21 protein-coding genes are annotated in these 25,748 nt (G+C 70.9%); 11 read left to right on the forward strand and 10 right to left on the reverse strand.

What is annotated here, in order from left to right:
- Positions 1–52: 52 nt before the first annotated feature.
- On the forward strand, positions 53–5,098 hold the full coding sequence (locus SNR22_RS17185) for an NAD-glutamate dehydrogenase (RefSeq protein WP_320067592.1): 5,046 nt from the start codon (positions 53–55) through the stop codon (positions 5,096–5,098).
- 77 nt (positions 5,099–5,175) lie between these two features.
- Here SNR22_RS17185 and SNR22_RS17190 read toward each other — a convergent pair whose 3' ends face one another.
- A complete protein-coding gene (locus tag SNR22_RS17190) occupies positions 5,176–5,859 on the reverse strand; it encodes a class F sortase (protein WP_320067593.1) in 684 nt (227 codons plus the stop codon).
- 1 nt (position 5,860) lies between these two features.
- Positions 5,861–7,036 carry a hypothetical protein gene (locus tag SNR22_RS17195; protein WP_320067594.1) on the reverse strand — a complete coding sequence of 392 codons (1,176 nt, stop codon included), beginning with the start codon at positions 7,034–7,036 and terminating at the stop codon, positions 5,861–5,863.
- A 596-nt stretch (positions 7,037–7,632) separates the two neighbouring features.
- Between SNR22_RS17195 and SNR22_RS17200 the strand changes: the two genes are divergently transcribed.
- Positions 7,633–9,417: a glycoside hydrolase family 6 protein gene (locus SNR22_RS17200; protein ID WP_320067595.1), complete on the forward strand. Its 1,785-nt coding sequence runs from the start codon at positions 7,633–7,635 to the stop codon at positions 9,415–9,417.
- 112 nt (positions 9,418–9,529) lie between these two features.
- Here SNR22_RS17200 and SNR22_RS17205 read toward each other — a convergent pair whose 3' ends face one another.
- The 3 genes from SNR22_RS17205 to SNR22_RS17215 all read right to left on the reverse strand — a co-directional run bounded on the left by SNR22_RS17205 (position 9,530) and on the right by SNR22_RS17215 (position 11,599).
- Positions 9,530–9,898 (reverse strand): hypothetical protein, encoded by a 369-nt coding sequence (locus tag SNR22_RS17205; RefSeq protein ID WP_320067596.1) that lies wholly within the window; start codon positions 9,896–9,898, stop codon positions 9,530–9,532.
- A 344-nt stretch (positions 9,899–10,242) separates the two neighbouring features.
- On the reverse strand, positions 10,243–11,445 hold the full coding sequence (locus SNR22_RS17210; protein ID WP_320067597.1) for a helix-turn-helix domain-containing protein: 1,203 nt from the start codon (positions 11,443–11,445) through the stop codon (positions 10,243–10,245).
- Positions 11,432–11,599: a hypothetical protein gene (locus tag SNR22_RS17215; protein ID WP_320067598.1), complete on the reverse strand. Its 168-nt coding sequence runs from the start codon at positions 11,597–11,599 to the stop codon at positions 11,432–11,434. The genes SNR22_RS17210 and SNR22_RS17215 overlap by 14 nt, the downstream gene beginning before the upstream one ends.
- A gap of 485 nt (positions 11,600–12,084) precedes the next feature.
- On the opposite strand from SNR22_RS17215, the gene SNR22_RS17220 reads away from it, so the two are divergent.
- Both SNR22_RS17220 and SNR22_RS17225 read left to right on the forward strand, forming a co-directional pair.
- Positions 12,085–13,008 (forward strand): helix-turn-helix domain-containing protein, encoded by a 924-nt coding sequence (locus SNR22_RS17220; RefSeq protein WP_413775651.1) that lies wholly within the window; start codon positions 12,085–12,087, stop codon positions 13,006–13,008.
- Positions 13,001–13,195 carry a DUF397 domain-containing protein gene (locus tag SNR22_RS17225; RefSeq protein WP_320067600.1) on the forward strand — a complete coding sequence of 65 codons (195 nt, stop codon included), beginning with the start codon at positions 13,001–13,003 and terminating at the stop codon, positions 13,193–13,195. Before SNR22_RS17220 ends, SNR22_RS17225 begins: the two co-directional genes overlap by 8 nt.
- 201 nt (positions 13,196–13,396) lie before the next feature.
- On the opposite strand, the gene SNR22_RS17230 is transcribed toward SNR22_RS17225, so the two are convergent.
- From SNR22_RS17230 to SNR22_RS17240, 3 genes are all read right to left on the reverse strand, one after another.
- Positions 13,397–13,990, reverse strand: coding sequence for a hypothetical protein (locus SNR22_RS17230; protein WP_320067601.1), 594 nt, complete (start codon positions 13,988–13,990; stop codon positions 13,397–13,399).
- A gap of 295 nt (positions 13,991–14,285) precedes the next feature.
- Positions 14,286–14,561 carry a peptidase inhibitor family I36 protein gene (locus tag SNR22_RS17235; RefSeq protein WP_320067602.1) on the reverse strand — a complete coding sequence of 92 codons (276 nt, stop codon included), beginning with the start codon at positions 14,559–14,561 and terminating at the stop codon, positions 14,286–14,288.
- A gap of 403 nt (positions 14,562–14,964) precedes the next feature.
- A complete protein-coding gene (locus SNR22_RS17240) occupies positions 14,965–15,657 on the reverse strand; it encodes a TetR/AcrR family transcriptional regulator (RefSeq protein ID WP_320067603.1) in 693 nt (230 codons plus the stop codon).
- 116 nt (positions 15,658–15,773) lie between these two features.
- On the opposite strand from SNR22_RS17240, the gene SNR22_RS17245 reads away from it, so the two are divergent.
- Positions 15,774–16,904, forward strand: a complete 1,131-nt coding sequence (locus tag SNR22_RS17245; RefSeq protein ID WP_320067604.1) for an NAD(P)/FAD-dependent oxidoreductase — start codon at positions 15,774–15,776, stop codon at positions 16,902–16,904.
- Positions 16,905–17,008: 104 nt separating this feature from the next.
- Here the strand turns inward: SNR22_RS17245 and SNR22_RS17250 are convergent, their stop codons facing one another.
- The gene (locus SNR22_RS17250) at positions 17,009–18,037 is read right to left on the reverse strand and encodes a hypothetical protein (RefSeq protein ID WP_320067605.1); all 1,029 of its coding nucleotides are present in this window, start codon (positions 18,035–18,037) and stop codon (positions 17,009–17,011) included.
- 11 nt (positions 18,038–18,048) lie between these two features.
- The gene (locus SNR22_RS17255; protein ID WP_320067606.1) at positions 18,049–18,684 is read right to left on the reverse strand and encodes a hypothetical protein; all 636 of its coding nucleotides are present in this window, start codon (positions 18,682–18,684) and stop codon (positions 18,049–18,051) included.
- Positions 18,685–19,012: 328 nt separating this feature from the next.
- On the opposite strand from SNR22_RS17255, the gene SNR22_RS17260 reads away from it, so the two are divergent.
- The 6 genes from SNR22_RS17260 to SNR22_RS17285 all read left to right on the forward strand — a co-directional run bounded on the left by SNR22_RS17260 (position 19,013) and on the right by SNR22_RS17285 (position 25,634).
- On the forward strand, positions 19,013–20,503 hold the full coding sequence (locus SNR22_RS17260; RefSeq protein ID WP_320067607.1) for a catalase: 1,491 nt from the start codon (positions 19,013–19,015) through the stop codon (positions 20,501–20,503).
- Positions 20,504–20,754: 251 nt separating this feature from the next.
- Positions 20,755–23,106 carry a nitrate- and nitrite sensing domain-containing protein gene (locus SNR22_RS17265; protein ID WP_320067608.1) on the forward strand — a complete coding sequence of 784 codons (2,352 nt, stop codon included), beginning with the start codon at positions 20,755–20,757 and terminating at the stop codon, positions 23,104–23,106.
- The gene (locus SNR22_RS17270; protein ID WP_320067609.1) at positions 23,106–23,528 is read left to right on the forward strand and encodes a roadblock/LC7 domain-containing protein; all 423 of its coding nucleotides are present in this window, start codon (positions 23,106–23,108) and stop codon (positions 23,526–23,528) included. Before SNR22_RS17265 ends, SNR22_RS17270 begins: the two co-directional genes overlap by 1 nt.
- The gene (locus SNR22_RS17275; RefSeq protein ID WP_320067610.1) at positions 23,518–23,904 is read left to right on the forward strand and encodes a DUF742 domain-containing protein; all 387 of its coding nucleotides are present in this window, start codon (positions 23,518–23,520) and stop codon (positions 23,902–23,904) included. Before SNR22_RS17270 ends, SNR22_RS17275 begins: the two co-directional genes overlap by 11 nt.
- Entirely contained in the window at positions 23,885–24,487 is a 603-nt protein-coding gene (locus tag SNR22_RS17280; RefSeq protein ID WP_320067611.1) for a GTP-binding protein, read from the forward strand. The genes SNR22_RS17275 and SNR22_RS17280 overlap by 20 nt, the downstream gene beginning before the upstream one ends.
- Positions 24,488–24,593: 106 nt before the next feature.
- Entirely contained in the window at positions 24,594–25,634 is a 1,041-nt protein-coding gene (locus SNR22_RS17285; RefSeq protein ID WP_320067612.1) for a lactonase family protein, read from the forward strand.
- Positions 25,635–25,748 lie beyond the last annotated feature (114 nt).

Raw genomic sequence — 25,748 nt, forward strand, 5'->3', positions numbered from 1 at the left:
TGGGCGGCAGAGTGACCCACGACGTGGTGGGTCGTCGAGGGGAGTGGCACCGATGGACCGGCGTCCGGCGATCAAACCGGAACTCGACTCCCGGCAGGCTGACACCGGCCGGGACGACAGTTTCGACTCGGCGACCGACGGGGACGGCTACGGCCGGCTCGCCACAGGCGTTACCGGGATGACCGGTTCGTCTGCGGACACTCTCTACGATCTCGGGCTGCCCGTGGAGGCGCTGGCCGACGATATCGAGGACGCCGAGCTCGACGAGGCGGTGCCGAACGCGGAGCGCCTGGTCGCCCAGGCGGTGGCGCTCGCCGTCGACGACCACGACTCGGCGACACTGGTCGGCCGCTTCTGGCGGTTCGCCCCGGACGAGGAACTGATCGGGTTCACCGCCGAGGAGATGATCGAGGCCGCCAGCGCGCACCGGGATCTGGCCAACCAGCGGGTGCCGGGCGAGCTGAAACTGCGCATCCACGAGCCGGACGCCGACCAGCACCACACGGTCATCGAGATCGTCACCGACGACATGCCGTTCCTGGTCGACTCGGTCACGGCGCTGCTCAACTCCCACCACCTCGACGTACACCTGCTGGTTCACCCGCTGGTGGTGGTCCGCCGGGAGCCGCTGGGCCGGCTCACCGAGGTGTCGGCGGACGTGGAGCCCGACGACGCGATCGCCGGGGACCTGGTCGAGAGCTGGATGCGGATCGAGATCGACCCGGTCCGCGACGCCGGCGAGCGGGAGAAGCTGCGCCGCGAGTTGCAGCGGGTCCTCACCGACGTGCGGGAGGCCGTGGAGGACTGGCCCAGGATGCGCCAGCGCGCCCTGGACCTGGCCGACGACCTGGCCGCCGCGCGCACCTCGGACAGCCGGCCGCCGGTGCCGGAGAAGGACATCACGGACTCGGTGGAGCTGCTGCGCTGGCTGGCGCACGACCACTTCACCTTCCTGGGGTACCGGGAGTACCGGCTGGTCGACGCCCCGGGCGGCGAGGGGCCGGCGTTGGAGGCGGTGCTCGGCACCGGGCTGGGCATCCTGCGCTCGGACTCCCCGGAGGCGCGGGCGTTGTCGTCGATGACCTCCGAGGCGCACGAGAAGGTGATGGAGAAGCGCCTGCTGATCATCACCAAGGCGAACTCGCGGGCCACCGTGCACCGCTCGGCGTACCTCGACTACATCGGCTTCAAGATCTTTGACGACGCGGGCCAGGTGGTCGGCGAGCGGCGCTTCCTCGGGCTGTTCTCCACGGCGGCGTACCGGACCAGCGTCCGGGAGCTGCCGGTGGTCCGCCGCAAGGTCGCCGAGGTGCTGGACCGCTCCGGGTTGAGCCAGCGCAGCCACTCCGGCAAGGATCTGCTCCAGATCCTGGAGACCTACCCCCGCGACGAGCTGTTCCAGATCAAGACCGAGGACCTGTACCACGCGGTGATCGGCGTGCTGCGGATGGCGGGCCGCCGGCAGCTGCGGGTCTTCCTGCGCCGCGACGCGTACGGGCGGTTCATCTCCTGCCTGATCTACCTGCCCCGGGACCGGTTCACCACCCAGAACCGGCTGCGCATGCAGGACATCCTGCTGCGCGAGCTCAACGGCGTCGGGGTGGACTACACCACCCGGGTCACCGAGTCGATGCTGGCCCGGGTGCACTTCATCGTCCGCACCGACCCGGCCCGGCCACCGGGGGAGATCGAGGCGGACCTGCTCGCCGAGGAGTTGGCCGACGCCACCCGGTTGTGGGACGACGACTACCGCCTCGTGCTGGAGCGCAAGCTCGGCGACGAGCAGGCCAAGCACCTCTTCGCCCGGTACGCCGACGCCTTCCCCGAGGGCTACAAGGACGGGCACACCCCGTACGAGGCGATGAAGGACCTGGCGAAGCTGGAGCTGCTGGAGGAGGCCGGCCAGCTGGAGATGCACCTGTTCCGCAAGCAGCACGCCCCGCGCGCCAACAGCCGGGGCGCGGACGAGCCGATGGACGTCCGGTTCAAGGTCTACCGGTACGGCGAGCCGATGATGCTCTCGGCGGTGCTGCCGGTGCTGCACTCCCTCGGCGTCCGGGTGGTCGACGAGCACCCGTACGAGGTGGAGCGGCTCGACGGCCGGATCTGGCTGTACGACTTCGGGCTGCGGCTGCCGGAGGGGCACCAGGAGCTTGCCGAGGTGCGCCCGCACGTGGAGAACGCCTTCGCGGCGGCGTGGCGGGGCGAGGCCGAGGTGGACGGCTTCAACGAGCTGGTGCTGCGCGGCGGGCTCACCTGGCGGCAGGTGGTGGTGCTGCGGGCGTACGCGAAGTACCTGCGACAGACCGGGGCGGTCTTCTCCCAGGAATACATGGAGCAGACGTTCATCGCCTACCCGCGGATCGCCGCGCTGCTGGTGAAGCTCTTCGAGGTCCGGTTCGCGCCCGGGGAGGCGACCGTGGAGCAGCGCCGGGAGCGCAGCGGCGAGCTGGTGACGTCGATCGGGGCGGCGCTGGACGACGTGGCGAGCCTCGACCAGGACCGGATCCTGCGGTCGTACCTGACGCTGATCCAGGCCACCCTGCGCACCAGCTTCTACGCCAAGCCGGTCGGCGGCCGGCCGAAGCCGTACGTGGCGTTCAAGCTCGACCCGCAGGCCATTCCGGACCTGCCGGCCCCCCGGCCGAAGTTCGAGATCTTCGTCTACTCGCCCCGGTTCGAGGGCGTGCACCTGCGGTTCGGGCCGGTGGCCCGGGGCGGGCTGCGCTGGTCCGACCGGCGGGAGGACTTCCGGACCGAGGTGCTCGGCCTGGTCAAGGCGCAGATGGTGAAGAACGCCGTGATCGTGCCGGTGGGCGCCAAGGGCGGCTTCGTGCTCAAGCAGAAGCCGGGGGACCGGGACGAGGCGGTCGCCTGCTACCAGGAGTTCGTCGGCGCGATGCTCGACGTCACCGACAACATCGTCGCCGGTGAGATCGTGCCGCCCGAGGACGTGGTGCGCCACGACCCGGACGACCCGTACCTGGTCGTGGCGGCCGACAAGGGCACTGCCACGTTCTCCGACATCGCCAACGAGATCTCCGAGGCGCACGACTTCTGGCTCGGCGACGCGTTCGCCTCCGGCGGCTCGGCGGGCTACGACCACAAGAAGATGGGCATCACCGCCCGGGGTGCCTGGGAGTCGGTGAAGCGGCACTTCCGGGAGCTGGGGCACGACACCCAGACCCAGGACTTCACCGTGGTCGGCGTCGGTGACATGTCCGGCGACGTGTTCGGCAACGGGATGCTGCTCTCCGAGCACATCCGGTTGGTGGCCGCGTTCGACCACCGGCACATCTTCCTCGACCCGGAGCCGGACGCCGCCGCCTCGTACGCCGAGCGGAGGCGGCTGTTCGACGTGCCCCGGTCGTCCTGGGAGGACTACGACCCGGGGCTGATCTCCGACGGCGGCGGGATCTACCCGCGTACGGCGAAGTCGGTGCCGGTGTCGCCGCAGGTCCGGGCGGTGCTCGGGCTGGACGACGATGTCAGTCAGCTGTCGCCGCAGGAGCTGATGAAGGCGATCCTGACCGCTCCGGTCGACCTGTTCTGGAACGGCGGCATCGGCACGTACATCAAGGCGTCCAGCCAGACCAACGCGGAGGTGGGCGACAAGTCCAACGACGCGATCCGGGTGGACGGCAAGGCGCTGCGCTGCCGGGTGGTCGGCGAGGGCGGCAACCTGGGCTGCACCCAGCTCGGGCGGATCGAGTACGCCCGCGCGGGCGGGCGGATCTACACCGACTTCATCGACAACGCGGCCGGGGTGGACTGCTCCGACCACGAGGTGAACATCAAGATCCTGCTCAACACGGCGGTCGCGGACGAGGCGCTGACCCGGCCGGAGCGCGACGAGCTGCTGGCCGGGATGACCGAAGAGGTCGGCGAGCTGGTGTTGCGGGACAACTACGACCAGGCCAGGGCGGTCAACAACTCCCAGGCCCAGGCTGCCTCGCTGCTCCCGGTGCACCGGCGGATGATCAGCGAGCTGGAGCGCTCGGGGGCGCTGGACCGGGCCTTGGAGGCGCTGCCGTCGGACGAGGAGTTGGCGGGCCGCACCGAGGCCGGGATGACCGCGCCGGAGTTCGCGGTGCTGCTCGCGTACGTGAAGATCGTGTTGGAGCGGGAGATCCTCACCGAGGGGCTCGCGGACGAGGAGTGGACGACCGACGTCCTGGTCAACTACTTCCCGACCCCGATGCGCAAGCGGTTCGCCGACCGGATGGGCCAGCACCGGCTGCGCCGGGAAATCGTCACCACCGTGCTGGTGAACGAGGCGATCAACCGGGGCGGCATCACGTTCGTCTTCCGGGTGGTCGAGGAGACCGCGGCGTCGGCGGCCGACGTGATCCGGGCGTATGTGGTGGTCCGCGAGGTGTTCGGGCTGCGAGAGCTCTGGGCCGAGGTCGAGGCTCTCGACAACAAGGTCGACCCGGAGTTGCAGACCGCCGCCTACCTGGACACCCGGCGGCTGCTCGACCGGGCGGTGCGCTGGCTGGTGACCAACCGGCGGTCCCCGATCGACGTGCCGGCGGAGATCGCCCGGCTGCGCGACGGGGTGGCCCGGTTGCTGCCGGGCCTGGAGAACCTCTTCTACGGCAGTGAGCGGCAGGGCATCGCGACCCACATGGACTCGATGACGTCGAAGGGGTTGCCCCGCGAGTTGGCCGAGCGGGCGACCCGGCTGATGTACAGCTTCGGCCTGCTCGACGTGGTGGAGACTGCCGCGAGCACCGGGCGGGACGTCGACCAGGTGGCCGCGGTCTACTTCATGCTCTCCGACCGGTTCCGGGTCGACTCCCTGCTGTCGAAGATCTCCCTGCTGCCGCGGGAGGACCGCTGGCAGACGCTGGCCCGGATGGCGCTGCGCTACGACCTGTACGCCGCCCTGGCCGCGCTCACCGCCGAGGTCTTCGGCTCCACCCCGGACGGCCTGCCCCCGCAGGAGCGGGTGCAGCAGTGGGAACAGTCGAACGCCACCTCGATCCACCGCGCCTACCGGGCGATGGGGGAGTTCGACGAGTCCCGGTCGGATCTCGCGGCCCTCTCGGTGCTGCTGCGCCAGATCCGTACCCTGGTGCGGACCTCGGGGGCCTGACGGTTTCACACGCGCCACGGCCGGTCGGGAACACCGACCGGCCGTGACGCGTCACGCGGGCTGCCCGTCCCGGCGGGTCAGCCCGTCATCGTGGCGAAGACGATGACGTTCTCCACGTAGCTCTTCGCGTCCTGGTCGAACTGCCCGCCGCAGGTGACGACGCGCAGGCCGGCCCGGTCGTTCGGGCCGTACACCAGCTCGGTCGGGAAGTCGGCCTTCGGGTACGACTTGACCTCCTCGACGGTGAACGTGGCTCGGCTGCCGTCGGCCCGGGACACCGTGACCGTGTCGCCCGGCCGCAGCGCTCCGAGTTCGAAGAAGACGGCGGGGCCGCCGACCTTCGCCGAGTCGACGTGCCCGACGATCACCGCGTTGCCGATCTCGCCGGGGCTCGGCCCGGGGGAGTACCAGCCCGCGTTGAGGGCTTGCTCCAGCGGTGGTACCTGGACGGTGCCGTCCGGGTTGGTGCCCAGGGTCATGATCGGGGCGTCGACCTCGATCCGGGGGATCGCGATGGTGGTCGGCGTGGCCCGGTCCAGGCCGGCCACCGGCAGCCCGTGCCCCGTCAACCCCGTGTCGGGGTCGATCGCGTCGGCGGCGGGCCCGGCCTGGGCCAGTGGCTGGGGCGGACGGGGTTCGGGGGTGGTGCGCATCGAGACGCCGACCATGCCGGCGCCCACCAGGGCGAGGATGACGACGACGGCCGCGCCGGCGGCGCGCCACGGTTTCCCGTGGCGGCCGCCGGCCGGTGTCGCCGTCATGTCAGACGAAGGACCCATTGGCCCGACGCCGAATCAGGACGATCCCGCCGAGCGCCGCGGCGCCCAGCATGCCCGCCCCGGTGGTGGCCAGGCCGCGGTCGGTGCCGGTGCTCGCGCCACCGTCACCACCCTCGACGTGCCCCCGCGGGAGGACGATCAGTTCGCCTTCGCCGCAGCGGCCGTTGATCTTGTGCCGGCCCGGCTCGGCGTCCTCGGAGACCCTGGCCTCGCCGAAGTAGACGAAGTCCTTCTTGTGCTCCCAGGACTCTTCGTCCTTGCCCCAGCCGGGCTTGTCGTCGCGGTCCCTGCCGGACTCTTCGTCCTTGCTCCAGCCGGGCTTGTCGTCGCGGTCCCTGCCGGACTCTTCGTCCTTGCCCCAGCCGGGCTTCTCGTCGCGGCCCTGGTCGGAGCCCTCGCCCCGCCAGTCCTTCTCGTGCTTGTTGCCGCGCTCCTCCTCGGACTGCCGGGCGTGCGCGTAGTCGCTTCCCTCCTCCGAACCGTAGGAGTTGTCGGCGGCGCCGCCACCCTTGCCGTCCTGCTTGCCCTGCTCCTCGCCGGGCTTGCCCTTCCCGTCCTCGCCCGGCTTGCCCTTGCCGTCTTCGCCCTGCTCGTCGCCGGGCTTGCCGTCCTCGCCGGGCTTGCCCTGCTCGCCGCCGGGCTTGCCCTTGCCGTCTTCGCCCTGCTCTCCGCCGGGCTTACCGTGCTCGCCGCCGGGCTTGCCCTTGCCGTCTTCGCCCTGCTCGCCGCCGGGCTTACCGTGCTCGCCGCCGGGCTTACCCTTGCCGTCCTCGCCCTGCTCGCCGCCGGGCTTGCCCTTGCCGTGCTCGCCCTGCTCGTCGCCGTGCTCGCCCTTGCCGTCCTCGCCCTGCTCGTCGCCGTGCTCGCCAGGCTTGCCGCCCTTGTCCCCGGGGAATTCGTGCCCCTCGGCCGGGCGCAGCTTGACCGTGCCGGTGACCTTGGACCAGACGAATGCCTGCTCCTGACGCTCCGTGCAGATCTCCACGAGGGTGACCTCATGGCCGGGCTTAACGACGTGCGGCTTCACGATGATCTTGCCCTCGTTGGCCTCACCGCCCTGGTGACCGTCTGCGAACGCGATCCCGGGCGCGAACACCAGCAGGGACGCGCCACCGAGAGCGGCACCCGCAACGACCTTCGCAAGCATCTTGTTTGCCATGACCTGCGTCACTCCATCCCTCTTCGTCCTGAGCCCGACGTTGGTCGAGCTACGAACGACGCTAGACGGGTTTGCGAGCTATCAGAGGAAAGATTCACGTTTTCCAGTTTGCAACCACTCGGGTGGAAGGAGTGTTAGCGGTGGTTCGCCGCTTGTGTCGGATGATCTGGGTCGGCCCTCCGGGTTGCCGACCGGCCGGGTTGTCGCGCACTCTTTCGAGTGAGCCGGTGCGCTCGGGCCGCGTCGTCCCGCCTGAACCGAATCGCGCCTCCAGGCACCGCTCGGGCGCGGCCGTCCAGGTTTGCGCCGGCCGGCAACGCATCGAACCATTGCCATGGAAGCGCTCCCATGCAAGAATTCCCCCAGCGGTACGGGGAGCCACACCGCGCCAGGCAGATGTCGAGGGCACCGGTGTCCACCGGACGACGTCCGCCGCCCGCCCGGCCGTTCGTGCCGGTCGTGTACCACCACCAAAAACAGCCCGTCCGGGTCGGGCACCCCGAAAACCCCCCGTGGCGTCGTCGACCGTCCACCCAGGACGTCACGCGCCGATCCGCCGGGCCGCGAGTCCGGTCTCGTCCAAGGAGATCTGTGCCATGAGTATGAGGAAGAGACTGTCCGGCCGTCGCCGGGCGCTCGCACTGTCCGGTGTGGGTGTCCTGGCCGCCGGCGTCCTGGTGACCATCCCGGTCACCGCGGCCCAAGCCGCGACCGCGTGCAGCGTCGACTACACCACCAACGACTGGGCCGGCGGATTCACCGCCAGCGTCACCATCAGGAACCTTGGTGACGCGGTCAGCTCCTGGAACCTCGGTTTCACCTTCCCGAACAGCAGCCAGCGCGTGCAGCAGGGCTGGTCGGCGAAGTGGAGCCAGAGCGGGCAGAACGTGACCGCCGCGAACGAGTCGTACAACGGCTCGATCGGCAGCGGCGGCAGCGTGAGCCTCGGCTTCAACGGCGCGTGGAGCGGCAGCAACCCGAAGCCCACCTCGTTCACCCTGAACGGCGTGACCTGCAACGGCAGCACCCCCACCACGCCCCCGCCGACGACCCCGCCGCCCACCACCCCGCCGCCCACCACGCCGCCTCCGACGACGCCGCCGCCCACCACGCCGCCGCCGGGGCAGAAGGTGGACAACCCCTACCTGAACGCCAAGGGGTACGTGAACCCCGAGTGGAAGGCCAAGGCCGAAGCGGTGACCGGCGGTAGCCGGGTGTCGAACAACCCGACCGCCGTCTGGATCGACCGGATCGCCGCGATCAACGGCACGTCGGGCAGCAGCTCCAACGGGGCGATGGGCGTCCGGGCCCACCTGGACGAGGCGCTGCGGCAGGGTGCCAAGTACATCCAGTTCGTGGTCTACAACCTGCCCGGCCGGGACTGCGCCGCGCTCGCCTCCAACGGTGAGCTGGGCCCGAACGACCTGCCCCGGTACAAGGCCGAGTACATCGACCCGATCGCCGCGATCCAGGGCGACGCGAAGTACGCCAGTCTGCGGATCGTCAACATCATCGAGATCGACTCGCTGCCGAACCTGGTGACCAACACCTCCGGCCAGCCCGGCGGCACCGCGATGTGCGACACGGTCAAGGCCAACGGCGCCTACGTCAACGGCGTCGGGTACGCCCTGGCGAAGCTGGGTGCGCTCGGCAACGTCTACAACTACATCGACGCCGCGCACCACGGCTGGATCGGCTGGGACAGCAACTTCGGCCCGACCGCCGACCAGCTCAAGGCCGCCGCCGTCGCCTCCGGCAGCACCGTGAACAACGTGCACGGCTTCATCGTCAACACCGCCAACTACTCGGCGCTGCGTGAGCCGTACATCAAGATCACCGACAACGTGAACGGCACCTCCGTTCGCCAGTCGAAGTGGGTCGACTGGAACTTCTACGTCGACGAGCTCTCGTTCGCCCAGGCGTTCCGCACCAAGCTGGTCTCGGTCGGCTTCAACAGCAACATCGGCATGCTGATCGACACCTCCCGCAACGGCTGGGGCGGCACCGCTCGGCCCACCGGCCCGGGCGCGACGACCAGCGTGGACACCTACGTCAACGGCGGCCGGGTCGACCGTCGGATCCACCTCGGCAACTGGTGCAACCAGGCCGGCGCTGGCCTCGGCGAGCGTCCCCAGGCCGCTCCCGAGGCGGGCATCGACGCCTACGTCTGGGTGAAGCCCCCGGGTGAGTCGGACGGCTCCAGCAAGGAGATCCCGAACAACGAGGGCAAGGGCTTCGACCGGATGTGCGACCCGACCTACACCGGTAACGCCCGCAACGGCAACAGCATGAGCGGTGCCCTGCCGGACGCCCCGATCTCGGGTGCCTGGTTCGCGGCGCAGTTCTCCCAGCTCATGCAGAACGCCTACCCGGCGCTCTGACGCACCACCCGGCACGCCTACCCGCCGCAGGCGAGGAGTGAGGCACTCCCAGCGGCAGGTTCCCCGGCCCCTGGTCCGACCGTTCACCGGTCGGGCCAGGGGCCCCCGCCGGTCAGGGGACGGTCTTCTCCACCGCCGCCGGGCCCTGCTCGGCCAGGTCGCGGCGGGCCCGTTCGACGTTCTTCGGCGTCAGGTCCTGGCCCCGGGCCCGCACCAGGTCCTCCGGCTCCCACTCCTGCTCCGCGCCGGTGCGGATGTTGTCCCCGCCGGCCCCCGTGCCCCCGCCGTGCGGGTCGCCGAGCAGGTCATCGGTCGAGCCGGCACCCTCCGGGACGTCGCCCGGCCCGGCGAAGGACGGGGTGTCCCGGTCGGCTCCGCCACCGGTCACCAGCTGCGGCACCGTACTCTCGTCGTCCACCGCCGCGGCCACCTCGGGGCTCTCCTCCAGCGGTCGCCCGGCGCTCGGCTCGCGATCCGTCATCCTGCTGCCCTCCCGTTGTCCCCGAGTGCCTGCCTGATCCCCCCGGCGTACCCCGCAGCGCCCCTGACATGCCCTCCCGCCCCGCCCGCGCCCCGGCCCCCCTCCCGCCCTGCCCGCGCCCCGGCCCCCCTTCTCCCCGCCCCGCCCCGGCCCCCCCCTTCTCCCCGCCCCCGCCCCGGCCCCCGCCGTTCCACCGCGCCCGCACTGTCCCCGCCCCTCCACCGCGCCGATCTTGCACTTAGGGCCCCCATCAAGGGTGTTTTGTCGACTTTGCCGGGGCCCCAACTGCAAGATCGCGGGGGCGGGGCGGGGCGGGGCGGGGCGGGGCGGGGGGCAGTTGTTCCTCAGGTCACCCGGAGGGCGGCGGCGAGTGCGATGATCATGGCCGGGGCGTGCGGGTCGCGCGCCACCCGGGCGACCACCTCCCGCGCGGCCGGGCGGTGACGCAGCTCAGCCGGCGCGGTACGGTCGGCGTCGACCAGCGCCCGGCCGGCGTTGGCCGGATCGTCGGCCTGAAGATAGGCGCGGGCGGCGTCGAGCAGGTGCGCGGCCCGGTGCTCGGCGGGCAGCCACCGCCAGCCGTCCCGTCCGATGGCCCGCTCGTGCCAGGCGACCGCCTCACGGGCCGCGCCCAACTCGACGGCGGCGGCGACCCGGGCCAGCTCGACCGCGGTCGGCCCGAATCCGGTCCGGTGATGGTCGTGGCCCTCGCCCACCCGCAGCGCCAGCTCGGCGGCCTCGCCGAACAGCTCCGTGGCGGCCCGGTCGTCCCCGTGCCGGGCCGCCGCCAGGGCGGCCTGCACGAGCAGCGTTCCGCACAACGACAGCTCCGCCGGTCGGGCATCGTCCGGGTCGGGAGGGGCGATCCGGTACGCGGCGGCGAGCGCCGTCGACATCGCCGCCCGCGCCCGCCCGGAGGCGCGCAGCACCTGGCCGAGCTGCACGGCGGCGGCGGCCACCAGCACCGGCTCGCCGGTCGCCACGGCCAAGGCCCGGTCGGCGGCCAACCATGCCAGATCGGCCTCGCCGAGCTTCACCAGCAGCGACGCGGTCACCCGGTACGCCTCGACCAGCAACGCGCGGCCCGCTCCCGGGTCGTCGGCGTGGCAGCGCTGCGCACCGGCCAACACGCCCGGCACCAGCGCGATCACCTGCGGATACCGGGCGTGCTGGAACGTGGTCCACGCGTGCGCGATGTCCCCCGCCACCCGATCGGCCGGCCAGCCGGGGCCGCGCGCCGCCGACCGGCCCAGGGCGATGTCGTACGTCGACAGGGCCGCCCGGATCCGGTCCACGCCCTCGGTGCACCGGGTCACGTCGGTGGGCCGGGCGTCCCGGCCGAGCAGCATCGCCGTGTCGATCCGCAACACCGCGGCGATGGCCCGGAGGGTCGAGAGCTTGTCGAGGGCGCGGACACCACGCTCGACCTTGTCCACCCAGCTCTTCGACTTGCCGAGCCGGTCGGCGAAGACCTGCTGGGACAACTTCCGCCGGACCCGCCAGTACGCCACCCGCCGACCGACCGGCAGCCGGTCACCGCTCTCCACGACGCCACCGCCGATCCGGCACCGCCCGGGTGGTCTCCTCGACCGGTATCCGATCCGCCTCGGCCTGCGCGAGAATGCGCCGCCGGGCCGCCTCCCGCTCCGCCTGCTGGATCTGATCGCCCTTGTGGTCCTTGACGGGAGCGTCGTCGCTCATCCCTGCCTCCGATTCCGCCAAGCCTCAAGCGTCTTGCGCGCCTGGACGAGCCTCGGGCACCCGTTGTCACCGCATTTGGAACAGACGTTGCGATGATGAAAGTCGATCGCGTACCTCGCCAGGACGACGGCGAAGGGCATCCCGGACCGGCTTCGGCTAACCATGCCGGCTCTCGTCCGGGAAATCGCCCTTGGCGGCTTGGCGGGCACACACGACGTCGGCAGCGGGCTTACTCTGTTGCGAGGAAGAATCTGGTTCGCGGTGTGCGCCGGTCCGCCTGGAGTAGGCCGATCGTTCGACCACGTCCATCGGTTCGTCTTGCCGCTGAAACCATTTGATCTTTGCCACCTGCTGCCTCCCAGAACCAGTCGCCGACTTCGCTACTGCTCACGTTCAAGGGCTGATGACACCCGCTGCAACAGGCGAAGCCGCATTTCGCAGGAATATATTGACAGCGCGTCATTTCTCTGCGCAGTCTGTGCCAGATGAGACGGGTAAGTGCGGCGAACCAAGACGGAGGCAGAAACGTGAACGATGTTGTTGGTTCTTCGGTGCCCCGCCGGCAGCTCGGCAGGCTGCTGCGACAGGCGCGCGAGGAAGCTGGCGTCAATCTGGAGGCTGCGGCTCAGACGCTGGAATGGTCCCGCGCCAAGATGTACCGACTGGAAAGCGGACGGACTCCATTACGGACCCACGACGTGACCCTCATGTGCCAGCACTACGGCACGCCGGCTGAGCTGACCGAGGTCCTCGTGAGCCTCTCCAAGGAGAGCAAAAGCAAGGGCTGGTGGCATGTATACGGAGATGCCATTCCCGCATGGTTCGAGTTGTACGTAGGACTCGAAGCCGCTGCCTGCCACGTTCGGCAATACGAGCCGAACCTGATTCCCGGCCTGTTGCAGTCGCCGGAGTACATGGCGACGGTGTTCGCCCTCAAGCAGGGTCGGACGCCTCAGGAGGTTGCCCAGAAGGTGGCTCTGCGAATGGAGCGGCAGAAGCTCCTCAGCCGCCGGAGCCCTGCCGCGCCCCGCTTCGAGGTGATCATTGATGAGGCGGTCATCCGCCGGCCCATCGGGGATCCTGAAGCGTGGCGACGACAGCTTGCCCACGTGGTGAACGCCGCGCAGGCGCCTAACGTGAGCTTCCGGCTGCTGCCCCTGGCTGCTGGTCCGCACAAGGGGTCCCTGGCCGGGGCGTTCATCGTGCTGAATTTCCCCGCTGTCGGGACTCGCCCCGCAGAACCCTCCACGATCTACTGCGAGTCTTATACGGGCAGCCTCTATCTGGACCGTCCCAACGAAATCGAGGCATACTCGGATGTGTGGCAGACCTTGCAAGGGCTCGCCCTTGACGAGCGCGCCTCCGAGGATCTGGTGAGCACGGTGATCAAGGAGAGCTACGATGACTGACCTGGCCGGCGCTTCCTGGCGCAAGAGCAGCCGCAGTGGCGAGGGTGAATGCGTGGAGGTGGCCGACAGCCTGCCCGGCGTGGTCGGCGTGCGGGACAGCAAAGACGTGGCGGGGCCTGCCCTCGTCTTCGCCCCGGCATCCTGGTCGGCGTTCGTGCAGAGCGTGCGGCAGGACGCCCTGAGCTGACCACACGGCGACAAGTCATCTCGTGACCCCTCGCGGGCAGGGTGCCGACAAAGCAACACTGTGGACAGGCCACTTTTGTTTCGGCCTCCTGCGTCCGTGCGTGGTGGTCCACGGGGGAAGCCGGCTCAGGTTTCGGCTACCACAGCCTGCTCGACCAGCTTCCCGGGGGTTACTCGCGCCGGAGGTCTTCGCTGCTGGTTCTTAACAGGGTGCCGACGTAGACGGCTGCGGTGAGCAGCACCACGGCGGTTGCGGTGAGGCCAACTTGTGTGAGCAGGATCTGCCCGAACCGGCGCGTGGTGACCCGGTGATCTTGATGGCGACGTGGACGGCACCTGCGGTCGCCGCCATTGCCAATGCCGCCGAGATGACCAGCGGGAGGGCCACTTCTGCCAGGTCGGCTGCGGCTTCTGTTCGGCGGGGCACTCCGACGATCCGTAGGGCCGCGGTGAGCCGGCGGCGTTCGATCAGCCGGTCGACGGCGATGACGACGAGTGCGGCGAGGCACAGCAGGAGGGTGATGGCCATCAGCGCGCCGATGATCACCGTGACGGTGGCGCCTCCGAGACCCTGGGTGGTGCCGAGGAAGCCCTGAACGTTGGATGCGGGAGCTTGTGTGGCGAGGATCTGGCGGGCCCGTTCCAGGACGGGTGGTTCGTTGCGCAGGAGAACGGTGGTGGTCTGCGCTGCGGTGCAGTTCTCAGCGGTGGTGATGAGCAGTTGGTACGGCCGGTCGGCGTACAACTTCGGGGTCAACTCAAGCTTGTCTGCGGGAGCCACGAGGGTCCGCGCCACGGGACAGTTGGTTTCTGCGGCCGGCGTCAGGCGCAGGGTGGTGCCCGCCGGCAGTTGCGGCTCGCCGGCGAAGTCGGGCGAGTTGATGTGCAGCCGGTAGACGCGCTCAGGACTGCATGGCCTCGCGCACGGCAACCGTCTGGCCGACCGTGTAGGTCAGGCCATCACTGGAGACAGCGTCAGCGCCCACACCGATGCCCATCCTGAAGACCACCCCCGAAGTTACTCACGACGCCGAGGATGCCAGCCATACGAATCTATGGCCAGCACCCCCGCCGCGCGTCGCTATGATCGATCAGAGACAGTTTCCGGCGAGCTTGTAGCTCTCCGCCTCATTGTCGAAGCTGCGCTCCGGCCCCAGTTCCGCGACATATCCGCCAGCGTTCAGGCAGACTCGCGTGCCGGTGTAGTTGGCGTTGTCGAAAATCGTCAGCTTCTGACCGGTGCGGTTCCAGACCGAACTGCGCGCCGAAACGGAATTTCGAGCCAATCCGTTACATAGACTCCCTACAGGCCCGAAAAAACCGAGACGCGGATTGTCACTCAATCCTTGCCCCGGCTCATGGATCACCGAGAAAAAGGGTTAGTGGTTGCGCCGCCGCCGCCGAAGCCATGCAGCCAATCCTATCGCCAGTAGAAGCGCGCCTCCGACGATAAGCACAGTGCCGATGGTGCGGATCAGCGGTGACGAATCCGGCCACAGGAAGGAAGCCACTGCGACTGCTACAAACACCAAAAGCATGGCTATTATGCGCTGAACTTGCTTACGGTGCGTTGGTGCCTGTCCCGTCATTCGTTATACGCCTCCACAAACTCATTAGTCTTCTGAACGCCATAACCAAGTGCCACGAGACCGCCTCCGCAGTCCACGATGGAAGCCGGGCAGGTGGCGAAACGGCTCCACTGCTGGCCGCGTAGGCGTAGCGGTTGCCGACCGCCCGGCCGTCGTCCTGCGGCGGCTGCACTGGGCGAGCTCAGTCGTCTTCGCTCTGACGGTAGACGGTCTCGATGCCGGCGAGGAAGAGGTCGACGCCGGCCAGGAACTGCTGGCGGTCGTCGTGCTCGCCCAGCTGCGCTGCGGCCTTGTGTAAGCGCGGGTACTTGGCGGGGTCAAGCTTCGCCCACTGTGCGGCGACGGCCGCGAGGGAAGCTGTCCGGTCTGCCTCGTTGGAGGCGTGGACCCGAGCGTTCGCGGCGTTCTGGCCGGCTACGCCGAGGATGTAGTTCACGAGTGCGCCCGCCGAGTCGAACAGCGCGTGCTCGGGAACGTTGAGCGCCTGGAGTTGCTCGCCGACGCTCTCGTAGATCTCCAGCAGTGCGGGCCGCCACGGCTCCCGGCTGAGCTGAGCGCCGATCCAGGGGCGAGCGTCGATCGCGTCGAACAGGCTCAGGGCGACCGCACGCAGCGTCTCTCGCGGCTCCACATCTGCGGCCACGTCTGTCATGACTTGGGCGATGACGTCGTCGGTGGCCGCCGCGAGCAGGTCGCTCTTGTTCGCGACGTGGTGGTAGAGCGCCCCGTATCCGGTGCTCAGGCGAATGGTGAGCGCGCGCAAGGTCAGCGCATCCTCGCCCTCGGTGTCGAGGATCTGCGTCGCGGCCTCGACGATCAGCTCCCTGGACAGAGCGTCGGTGCGCCGCGCGGCCCGCCGAGTCTTGGTCGCCATGAGCTCCAGTCTTACACGAGCCGCCGTGGGGTCCGGCGTACTCGATTGGATTGCCACTCCAACGCCGTGTTAGCTTGTTGGAGCGGCAATCCAATCGAGTGGGGGAGAGCATGGTTATGGCGACATCAGTCACGGTTGTCGGTGCCGGCCTCGGTGGTCTGGTTCTGGCTCGGGTCCTGCACGTCCAGGGCATCCCGGTCACGGTCTACGAGGCGGAGCCTTCGCCGACCGCACGCGCCCAGGGCGGGCTGCTTGACATCCATCCCTGGAACGGCCAGCTGGCGCTCGAGGCGGCCGGCCTGATCGAGGAGTTTCGCGGCCTCGTCCTACCGGGCCGCGAGTCCTACCGGGTCCTCGACCGGGAGGGGACCGGGTGGCTCGACCACCCCGACGAGGGAACCGGCGATCGACCCGAGGTGCAGCGCGCCGCCTTGCGCCAGCTCCTGCTCGACTCGCTTCCGGCCGGCACCGTGCGATGGGGGCACAAGGTCATCGACGTGCGGGCCCTCGGCGAAGGCCGCCACGAGGTTGTCTTCGCGGACGGCACCGCCGTCGCCGCGAGCCTGCTGGTCGGCGCGGACGGCGCGTGGTCGCGGGTCCGTCCGCTACTCTCCGGCGCCATCCCCGAATACGCCGGCGTCTCGACGGTCGAGACCTTCCTGCTCGACGTCGACACCCGCCACCCGGCGGCGGCCGAGCTGGTGGGCGGCGGTTCACTGATCGCGCTCGCGCCCGGCAGGGGGATCCTGGCGCACCGGGAGAGCGGCGGGACCCTGCACGTCTACGGCCAGCTCCGCAAACCGGAGGGCTGGCTCGCCGGTATCGACTTTGCCGATCCCTCGGCCGCAACGGCACGGGTCGCCGAGGAGTTCGGCGGCTGGGCCCCCGAACTCACTGCCCTGATCACCGACGGTGACACCCCACTGGTCCCGCGGCCCATCCACACCCTGCCCGGCGAGCACCGCTGGGACCGGGTGCCGGGGGTGACCCTGCTCGGCGACGCCGCCCACCTCGCGCCCCCCAACGGCGAAGGCGCCAACGTGGCGATGCACGACGGTGCCGAACTCGGCCGGGCCATCGCCGCGCACCCCGGCGACCTCGAGACCGCGCTCGCTGAGTACGAGCGGGCCATGTTCCCGCGCGCCGCCGTCGCAGCCGCAGAAGGCGCCGACTATTGGCTGATGTTCGCTGACGATGCGCCCCACGGCGTGATCGCCGAGTGGACCGGAACCCAACGGACCCCGTGAGCCCCGGTTTGTGAGCCGAGGGCAGTTCGGGCCGGGTCCCGAACGTGCCGCACGCCCCGGCCGTCGTGGCCGGGGCGTGCGCAGGGATGGCGTCGAAAGGGCGGTCAGCGGCCGAGCACCCGGTCGAGGAAGTCGCGGTACCGACGTACCGCGATCCGCAGCTGCTCGGTGTCGTCGCCGGTCTGCTGCCAGTCGCCCATCTTGGTCTTCTGCTCCGCGAGCGCGGCGGCGAGCGCCTGGATGGCCTCGTCCACCAGCGACTGGGCCTGCCCGGCGGCGGCCTTCGGGTCGTCGACGAAGCGGAGCTGGACGTCGCGCCAGCGGTCCCGGAAGGCCTGGGCGGCCTCCGGCTCGAAGAGGGCGGTGGCGTCCTCGTGCACCGCGCCGGTCGTCGGCCGGGTCGTGGCCGCGCCGGTGGCGGTGTCCGGGTCGGTCATGCCCGGCTCGGGCCGGCCGTACCCGGCCGCACCGGCGACCACCGCGTCCTCGCGGCTGTGGTCCGTCCCGTGGTGCTCGTCGGCCCGATCGGCCTCGGCGTCGTCCGTGTGCCGGTTGTCCAGGTGCCGCGCGTCGTCGTGCTCATCGGCCGTCTCGGCCGCCGTCCAGCGGTCCCGGTCGTGCAGCCGGTCCCCGGCGGTCGGGTCGGCCCGCTCGTCGTCGAACGCGTCGGTGCGCCCCGGTGCGCCGTCGCCGGGCTGGGCGGTGTCCTCGCCACGCGGGTCCCGCTCGTCGGCCGGCCGGCCGCTGGCCATCGCCGAGGCTGCCACGGCGTCGCCCACGCTGGTGGCCCCGAACGCGGTCGGCAGGGGTGCCGGCTCGTGGAACTCGGTCGCGTCGTCGGAATCGGCGTTCCGCGTGTCGTACGGGCGGGTGTCGTCAAGGTCGTCGCCGTCGCGGCGGCGGTCGGCCCGCCGCTCCGCGTCGTCGTCGCCGGTCTGTTCCCCGGCCATGGCCGGGTCGTCGAAGGTTCCCCGGTCGTCCAGCACGTCCTCGGGCAGGTCGGCCCGGCCGTCGGTGGCGTCGTCACGCTGGTGGCCGGCCTCGGCGTGCTGGTCACCGGAGGGCGGAACCGGCACCGGAGTGGATCGGACGGCCTCGGGGTGGTCGCTGTTCGTCTGCTGATCCTGGCGCATGGTGGCTCTCCTCAACGGCTCGTGGCGTCGTGCGGACGGTCGGTGGGGGTGGCGTCCGGCCGGTCCCCGGGCGGGGTGTCGGAGTGGTGCTGCTCCGGCGTGTGGCTGCTCACCGGGTCCTCGCCGAGCAGCTCGGCGAAGAGTGCCCGGTAGTGGACGACGGCCTGCCGCAGCTCCTCGGTCTCGGCCTCGCCGCGCTCGTTGCGCAGCCGGATCTCGTGCGCGTCGCGGTAGTGCGACAGCGTCTGGGCGTGCTCGACCGAGAGGTGGGCGGCCTGGTCGTCGAACTCGCCGGTCGGGTACCCGCGCTCGGCGATGAGCCGGCCGACCAGCTCGTCCGCGTCGCTCACCGTCTCGGCGGGGGAGTCGACGAAGCGGATCTGAAGCTCCTCCCACGCGGCGGCGTACCGGGCCTGGGACTCGGGCGTGAGCGGGGTGAGGGTCAGCTCGGCGTGCCGGCGTTCCCGGCCCCGCAGCTCCTGCTCGGCGGCCGACCGGCTGTCCTGCTCCGCGACCACCCGGTCGTACTCGGGCCCGAACCGGGACTGCAGCGCGCGTCGGCGGGCGGCCCGGCGGAGCACCACGGCCAGCGCCGCGACGACCACCAGCACGACCAGGACTATGACGATTACCTGCGTGGGCGACATGGTTCCTCCTTCGTCCCCTCGGTATTCCCTCCGGTGACTGATCGCCAATCCCGATTCGCGGACTTTCCTCTGCGATCCTCGTTACCCGCCATGCGTCGTGGGCGGTTCCGGCCGCGCTTTGCTCCGGCGTCCGCTTTCGCCCGCCCGCCGGGCCGGGATGACCGGGGGCACAGAACCGACCCCCACCAAAACTTGACTGGTTCCAGAAAGCGGGTCAGGGTTGGGTGATGCCGGTCGAGTCAGACGTCGAACGCCTCCCGGCGGCCACGGTCACGTACCGGGGGCGCTGCCCCGACTGCCAGCAGAGACCCACATCTGGAGGAGAGCGATGAGCGACCCGCAGGCCAGCAAGCCGATCCTGACGACCCGCCAGGGTCACCCCGTGCACAACAACCAGCAGCAGCGGACAGTTGGCTCGCGTGGCCCGGCGACGCTGGAGAACTACCACTTCCTGGAGAAGATCAGCCACTTCGACCGGGAGCGCATCCCGGAGCGGGTGGTACACGCCCGCGGTTTCGTCGCACACGGCGAGTTCGCGGCGTACGGGACGATCGGCGACAAACCAGCGTCGACGTACACCCGGGCCAAGCTGTTCCAGACCGAGGGCAAGAAGACCCCGCTCACCATCCGGTTCTCCACGGTCATCGGCGGCCGGGACTCCTCCGAGGCGGCCCGCGACCCGCGCGGCTTCGCGGTGAAGTTCCGCACCGAGGACGGCAACTGGGACATGGTGGGCAACAATCTCCAGGTCTTCTTCATCCGTGACGCGATCAAGTTCCCCGACGTGATCCACTCGCTGAAGCCGGACCCGGTGACCTTCCGCCAGGAGCCGAACCGGATCTTCGACTTCATGTCCAACACGCCCGAGTCGATGCACATGCTGACCTGGCTCTTCTCGCCGTTCGGCATCCCGAAGAACTTCCGGACCATGCGCGGCTCCGGGGTCAACACGTACCGCCTCGTCAACGCCGAGGGCGAGGGCGTGCTGGTCAAGTTCCACTGGATGACCCAGCAGGGCGAACACAACCTGACCGAGGCGCAGGCCGCCGAGATTCAGGCCGGCGAGCTGGGCCACGCCTCGAAGGACCTCTACGAGGCCATCGAGCGCGGCGAGTACCCGCAGTGGGAGCTCAACGTTCAGATCATGAGCGACGACGAGCACCCCGAGCTGGACTTCGACCCGCTGGACGACACCAAGATCTGGCCGGAGGAGGACTTCCCGTACCTCCCGGTCGGCATGATGACGCTCAACCGCAACATCACCGACCACCACAACGAGAACGAGCAGATCGCCTTCGGCACCGGCGTGCTGGTCGACGGGATCGACTTCTCCGACGACAAGATGCTGATCGGCCGGACGTTCTCCTATTCGGACACTCAGCGCTACCGGGTCGGCCCGAACTACCTCCAGCTGCCGATCAACCGGCCGCGCGAGGACGTCCAGGTCAGCACCAACCAGGGTGGCGGCCAGATGTCGTACGGGGTGGACAACCGGGGCGGCAACCCGCACATCAACTTCGAGCCGTCCTCGGTGGCGGGCCTCGACGAGGCCGACGAGTCCTACCGGGAATACCGCCCGTTCGTCTCGGGCCAGATCATGCGGGCCCCGATCGAGCGGCAGAACAACTACTCCCAGGCCGGCCGGCGCTTCCGCGAAATGGCCGACTGGGAGCGCGACGACCTGGTCCTCAACCTCACCAACCTGCTGGCCCAGTGCGACAAGCACATCCAGGAGAAGATGGTGTGGCACTTCAGCCAGTGCGACGAGAACTACGGCCGGCGGATCGCCGAGGGTCTCGGCATCTCCGTCAACGCCTGACCCGCGCCCCCACCGGCTGCGCGAGCACCCGACGTAAGCGCCCCGCCCATGGAATCGGGCGGGGCGCTTACGTGTGCACCGACCACAGCGGAGCGTGCCGGGGTAAAAGCATGGGGCGAGAGGCCGGTATCGCAACCGCCGACGATTACGTATCCTGCCCAGGGCACCCGTGCCGGTGCCCCGGTGCCACGGCGGGCGAAGCTCGGTCGGCACCGGCGCCACCCATTGCTACATCCCTCGGGCGAGGTCTGATGAATACCCGCGACTGGTCGATCCGCTCGAAGCTGACGGCACTGGTCATCGTGCCGGTGACCGCGCTGCTGGCGCTCTGGATCTTCGCGACCACCCTTACCCTGGGCCCGGCCCTGGACCTGCTCTCCACCGGCACCCTCCTGTCCGAACTGGGCCGGCCGGGCGAGAAGGTCGTCGCCGAGCTGCAACGGGAACGCCGGCTGACCGTGCTGCAACTCGCCGGCGACACCGCGCTGCCGGCGCTGGCCGAACAGCGAGGGCGTACCGACTCCGTGGTCGCCGATCTGCGCGGCCGGGCCGCCGGCGGACGACTGCGCGCCGCCACCGACGACCTGCTCGACGCCCGCGTCGACCAACTGCTCGGCGCGCTCGACGCGCTGCCCGCCGGCCGGGGCTTCATCGACCGCCGCGAGCTGGACCGCACGGGCGCGATCGGGCTCTACAGCGGCATGGTGGGCGCGGCGTTCCAGGCGTTCTCGGCGCTGGCCACGCTGCCCAACGACAACCACAACCGGCAGGCCCGGGCGCTGACCGCGCTCGGGCACTCCCGGGAGCTGCTCGGACAGGTCGACGCGCTGCTCGCCGGGGTGCTGGCCACCGGCCGGTTCGGCGAGGGCGAGCACGCCCAGCTCGTGCAGACCATCGGCAACCAGCGGTTCCTCGTCGAGTCGGCGGTGGCCGACCTGCCGGCCGACGACCGGGCCGCCTACCAGCGACTTGCCGAGAGCGACGCCTTCGTTCAGCTCCGCGCCCTCCAGGACACGCTGATCCGGGCCAAGCCGGTCCGGGCACCCGCCATCGACGTGCAGGCCTGGCAGACCAGCCAGGAGACCGTTCAGCAGCGCCTGCGTGACTTCGAGCTGGCCCAGGCCGACGGGCTGGCCGAGCGGACGGTCCCGGTGGCCGTCGGCGTCCTGGTCCGGCTCGGCGCCGCCGGCCTGCTCGGCCTCGCCGCCGTGGTGGTGTCGGTGGTGGTGGCCCTGCGGGTGGGCCGAGCCCTGGCGCAGCGGCTCTCCGGGGTGCGCACCGCCGCACTGGAGATGGCCGAACAGCGGCTGCCGGACCTGGTGACCCGGCTACGCCGCGGCGAGGACGTCGACGTCGCCCGGGAGGCGCCCCTGCTGGAGTTCGGCCGCGACGAGATCGGCCAGGTCGGCGCGGCCTTCAACGAGGTGAGTCGGACGGCCGTACGGGCCGCCGTCGACGAGGTCGCCCTGCGGCGCGGCCTCAACGAGGTCTTCCTCAACATCGCCCGGCGCAGCCAGGGCCTGGTGCACCGGCAACTGGCCCTGCTGGACCGGATGGAGCGCCGCGTCGAGGACCCGGACGAGCTGGCCGAGCTGTTCCGGGTGGACCACCTCGCCACCCGGCTCCGCCGGCACGCCGAGGACCTGGTCATCCTGGCCGGCGCCGCGCCGGGCCGGGGCTGGCGCAACCCGGTCGCGATGGTCGACCTGGTCCGGGGTGCCATCTCCGAGGTCGAGTCGTACGAGCGGGTCGACCTCGCCGACACGCAGCCCGCCGCCACCGTCGGTCGGGCGGTCGGCGACGTCATCCACCTGCTCGCCGAGCTGCTCGAGAACGCCACCGCCTACTCCCCGCCCGGCACCCGCGTCGTGGTGCGCGGGCAGAGCCTGCCCAACGGGTACGCCCTGGAGATCATCGACCAGGGGCTGGGCATGTCCGACGAGGCGATGGAGGAGGCGAACAGGCGGCTGGCCACGCCACCGGAGTTCGACCCGTCCGACAGCGCCCGGCTCGGGCTGTTCGTGGTGGCCCGGCTCGCTGCCCGGCACGGGGTCCGGGTGCGGCTGCGGCCGGCCGCCCAGGGCGGGGTCATCGCCGTGGTGCTGATCCCGCCCGACCTGGTCACCACCGAGCCGCCCGGTCTGTTCGCCACCACGTCGGACGGCTCGGCCGACGACCGCCGGATGGCCAAGGTCACCCGGATCGGCACCCTGCCCCGGCCCCGCAGCGCCCGGGTCACCCGGGAACGCGTCGAATCGCCGACCGCCGTGGTGCCGCTGGTGCCCAGTCGCGCGGTGCCGGCCGATCCAGGCACCGAGGGCGATGGGCTGCCCCGCCGGGTACGCCGGCGCGGTCCCGTCGTCCGTCCCCGGCCGGCCGGCGAGGACGCCCCGGCCCCGCGCGCCCCGGAGGAGGCCCGCCGGCTGATGTCCGCACTCCAGGCCGGCACCGCCCGAGGCCGCCGGGACGGCGTATCCGGCACCCCTGCCCCTGCCTCCGCGGTGACCCCGTCCGCCTCCGCTTCCGGTTTCGCCGCGGCACCGGATCAGGGTGCCCCCGCGGGGCTTCCGCAACCTTCCACCGCAACTGAGAGGGACGCCTAGTGGTGCACACGACGAAGTCGAACGTCGATCTCGACTGGTTGCTCGACGACTTGGTGGAACGGGTACCGTCCGCCCGTCAGGTGGTGGTGCTGTCGGCGGACGGGCTCCTGCTCGGCGCCTCGGTCGACTCCGACCGCAGCGACGCTGAGCACCTCTGCGCCCTGGCCTCCGGCTTCTCCAGCCTGGCCAAGGGCGCCAGCCGACATCTCGACGCCGGGGGAGTCCGGCAGACCGTGGTGGAGATGGAGTCGGCGTACCTCTTCGTCACCGCGGCCGGCCAGGGCGCGTGCCTGGCGGTGGTCGCCGAGGCCGACGCGGACATCGGCCTGGTGGCGTACGAGATGGCGATGCTGGTGATCCGGGTGGGCGAGAACCTGACCGCGCCGGCCCGGAACGGGTCGGGGACCGCCGATGCGGGCTGAGTCACCCGGGCCGCAGCACGAGTGGCTGGACGCCGACGCCGGGCCGGTGGTCCGCCCGTACACCCTGACCGGAGGTCGGGTCCGGCCGCCGGTGGGTCTCGACGTGGTCGCGTTCGTGCTCGCCGACCGGGCCGTCAACCCGGCCGACCAGCCGCGGCTGCACCCGGAGCAGCGGCGCCTGGTCGAGCTGGCCCGACGGCCCATGCCGGTCGCCGAACTCGCCGCCGAGCTGGACCTCGCCTTGTGCGTGGTCCGGGTGCTGGTCGGCGATCTGCTCGCCCGCGGTCTGGTCTCCGTGCACGCACCGGCCGGGGCCACGTTCCTACCCGACGACAACATCCTCAAGGCGGTGGTCAGTGGACTCCGTGCACTATGACCGTGACGGATCCGGGCTGCGGATTCCGCTGGCACTGAAGATCCTCATCGCCGGCGGCTTCGGCGCCGGCAAGACGACGCTGGTGAGCGCGTTGAGCGAGGTCCGGCCGTTGCAGACCGAGGAGGTGCTCACCGGGGCCGGGATCGGCGTCGACGACCTCGCCGGCGTGGAGACGAAGTCGACCACCACGGTCGCGATGGACTTCGGCCGGATCACCATCAACGAAGACCTTCAGGTCTATCTCTTCGGCACCCCCGGCCAGGACCGGTTCTGGTTCCTCTGGGACGAGCTGGCCTTCGGGGCGCTCGGCGCGGTGGTGCTCGCCGACACCCGCAGGCTGGCCGACTGCTTCCCGTCGATCGACTACTTCGAGCAGCGGGGCATCCCGTTCGTGGTCGGGGTGAACTGCTTCGACGACGGCCGCCGGTTCAGCCTGGACGCCGTACGCCAGGCGCTGGACCTGGACCCGAACGTGCCGCTGGTGTTCTGCGACGCCCGGGACCGCCAGTCGGGCAAGCTGGTGCTCATCTCCCTCGTCGAGCACGTCGCCCGGCAACGCGGCGAGCCGGTGCCGGTGTCCTGAGCCCGCGCGCCCCGCGAGGACGATTCGCGGGAAACAGGGCTGACGGGGCGGGTCGCGGGGAAAGCTCTGGTGGGATCCACACGGACAGCGGCGGAAGGCGGATCGGGTGACCAGGCAGCAGACGATCGTCCACATCGGGGGCTACACGGCGGCCAGCGGCGGCGGCCGGGGCGACGGGATCGTCGCCGCCCGGCGCGACCCGGCGACCGGCGGGCTGACCCCACTCGGCACCGTGGCGGTCACCCCGTCGCCGTCCTTCCTCGTCCGGCATCCCGCCCTGCCGGTGCTCTACGCCGTGAACGAGCTGCCCGAGGGCGAGGTCAGCGCCTTCCGGGTCGGCCCGGACGGCGACCTGACGCCGCTCGGTGTGCGGGGCACCGGCGGCGCGGAGCCCTGTCACCTGGCGGTCACCCCCGACGGCGGGCACCTCGTCGTCGCCAACTACGGCGGCGGTAGCGTCGCCGTCTTCCCGCTCGACCCGGCCGGCGTTCCCGGCGAGCGCAGCGACCTGGTGGTGCACGCCGGCCACGGCCCGGATCCGGAGCGCCAGGAGATGGCGCACTGCCACATGGTCTCCCCGGCGCCGCACGGCGGGCCGCTGCTCGCCGTGGACCTCGGCACCGACTCGGTGTACCGGTACGACCTGGACGCCGCCTCCGGCCGGCTGGTGCCCCGGGGGCCTCAGGTCCGCATGGCTGCCGGCACCGGCCCCCGGCACCTGGCCCGGCACCCGGACGGCCGGCGTTGCTGGCTGGTGGGGGAGCTGGACGGCACGGTGACCGCGTACGAGCTGTCCCCGGACGGGGCGCTGCACCTGCGCGGCCGGGTCGACGCGAGCGCCCGTGCCGGCCACGTCCAGCCCTCCGAGATCACCGTCGGGCCGGACGGCCGTTTCCTCTACGTCGGCAACCGGGGCGTCGGCACGGTGTCGGTCTTCGCCGTCGCCGGCGAACTGCCGGAGTTGGTCGCCGAGGTGAAGACCGGCGGGGAGTGGCCCCGGCACGTCGTCCTGGCCGGCGAGCACCTCTACGTCGCCGACGAGCGCGCCGACATGGTCCGGGTGTTCCGGGTGGACGCCTCGACGGGTATCCCGACGCCGGTCGGCGAGCCCGTGCCGGTGCCCAGCCCGACCTGCGTCCTGCCCTGACCGGGCGCGGCGTTCCGACCCTCCCGGCGTCGAGTAGATGACCTTGGGAGACGGGCTCCTCACCCGGTGTCGTGAAACGTCCTCCAATTGTCTCACCTGGGCAACTTAGTTCGA

Origin of the sequence: Micromonospora sp. RTGN7, assembly GCF_033804645.1 — a bacterium.
Classification (GTDB): Bacteria; Actinomycetota; Actinomycetes; order Mycobacteriales; family Micromonosporaceae; genus Micromonospora.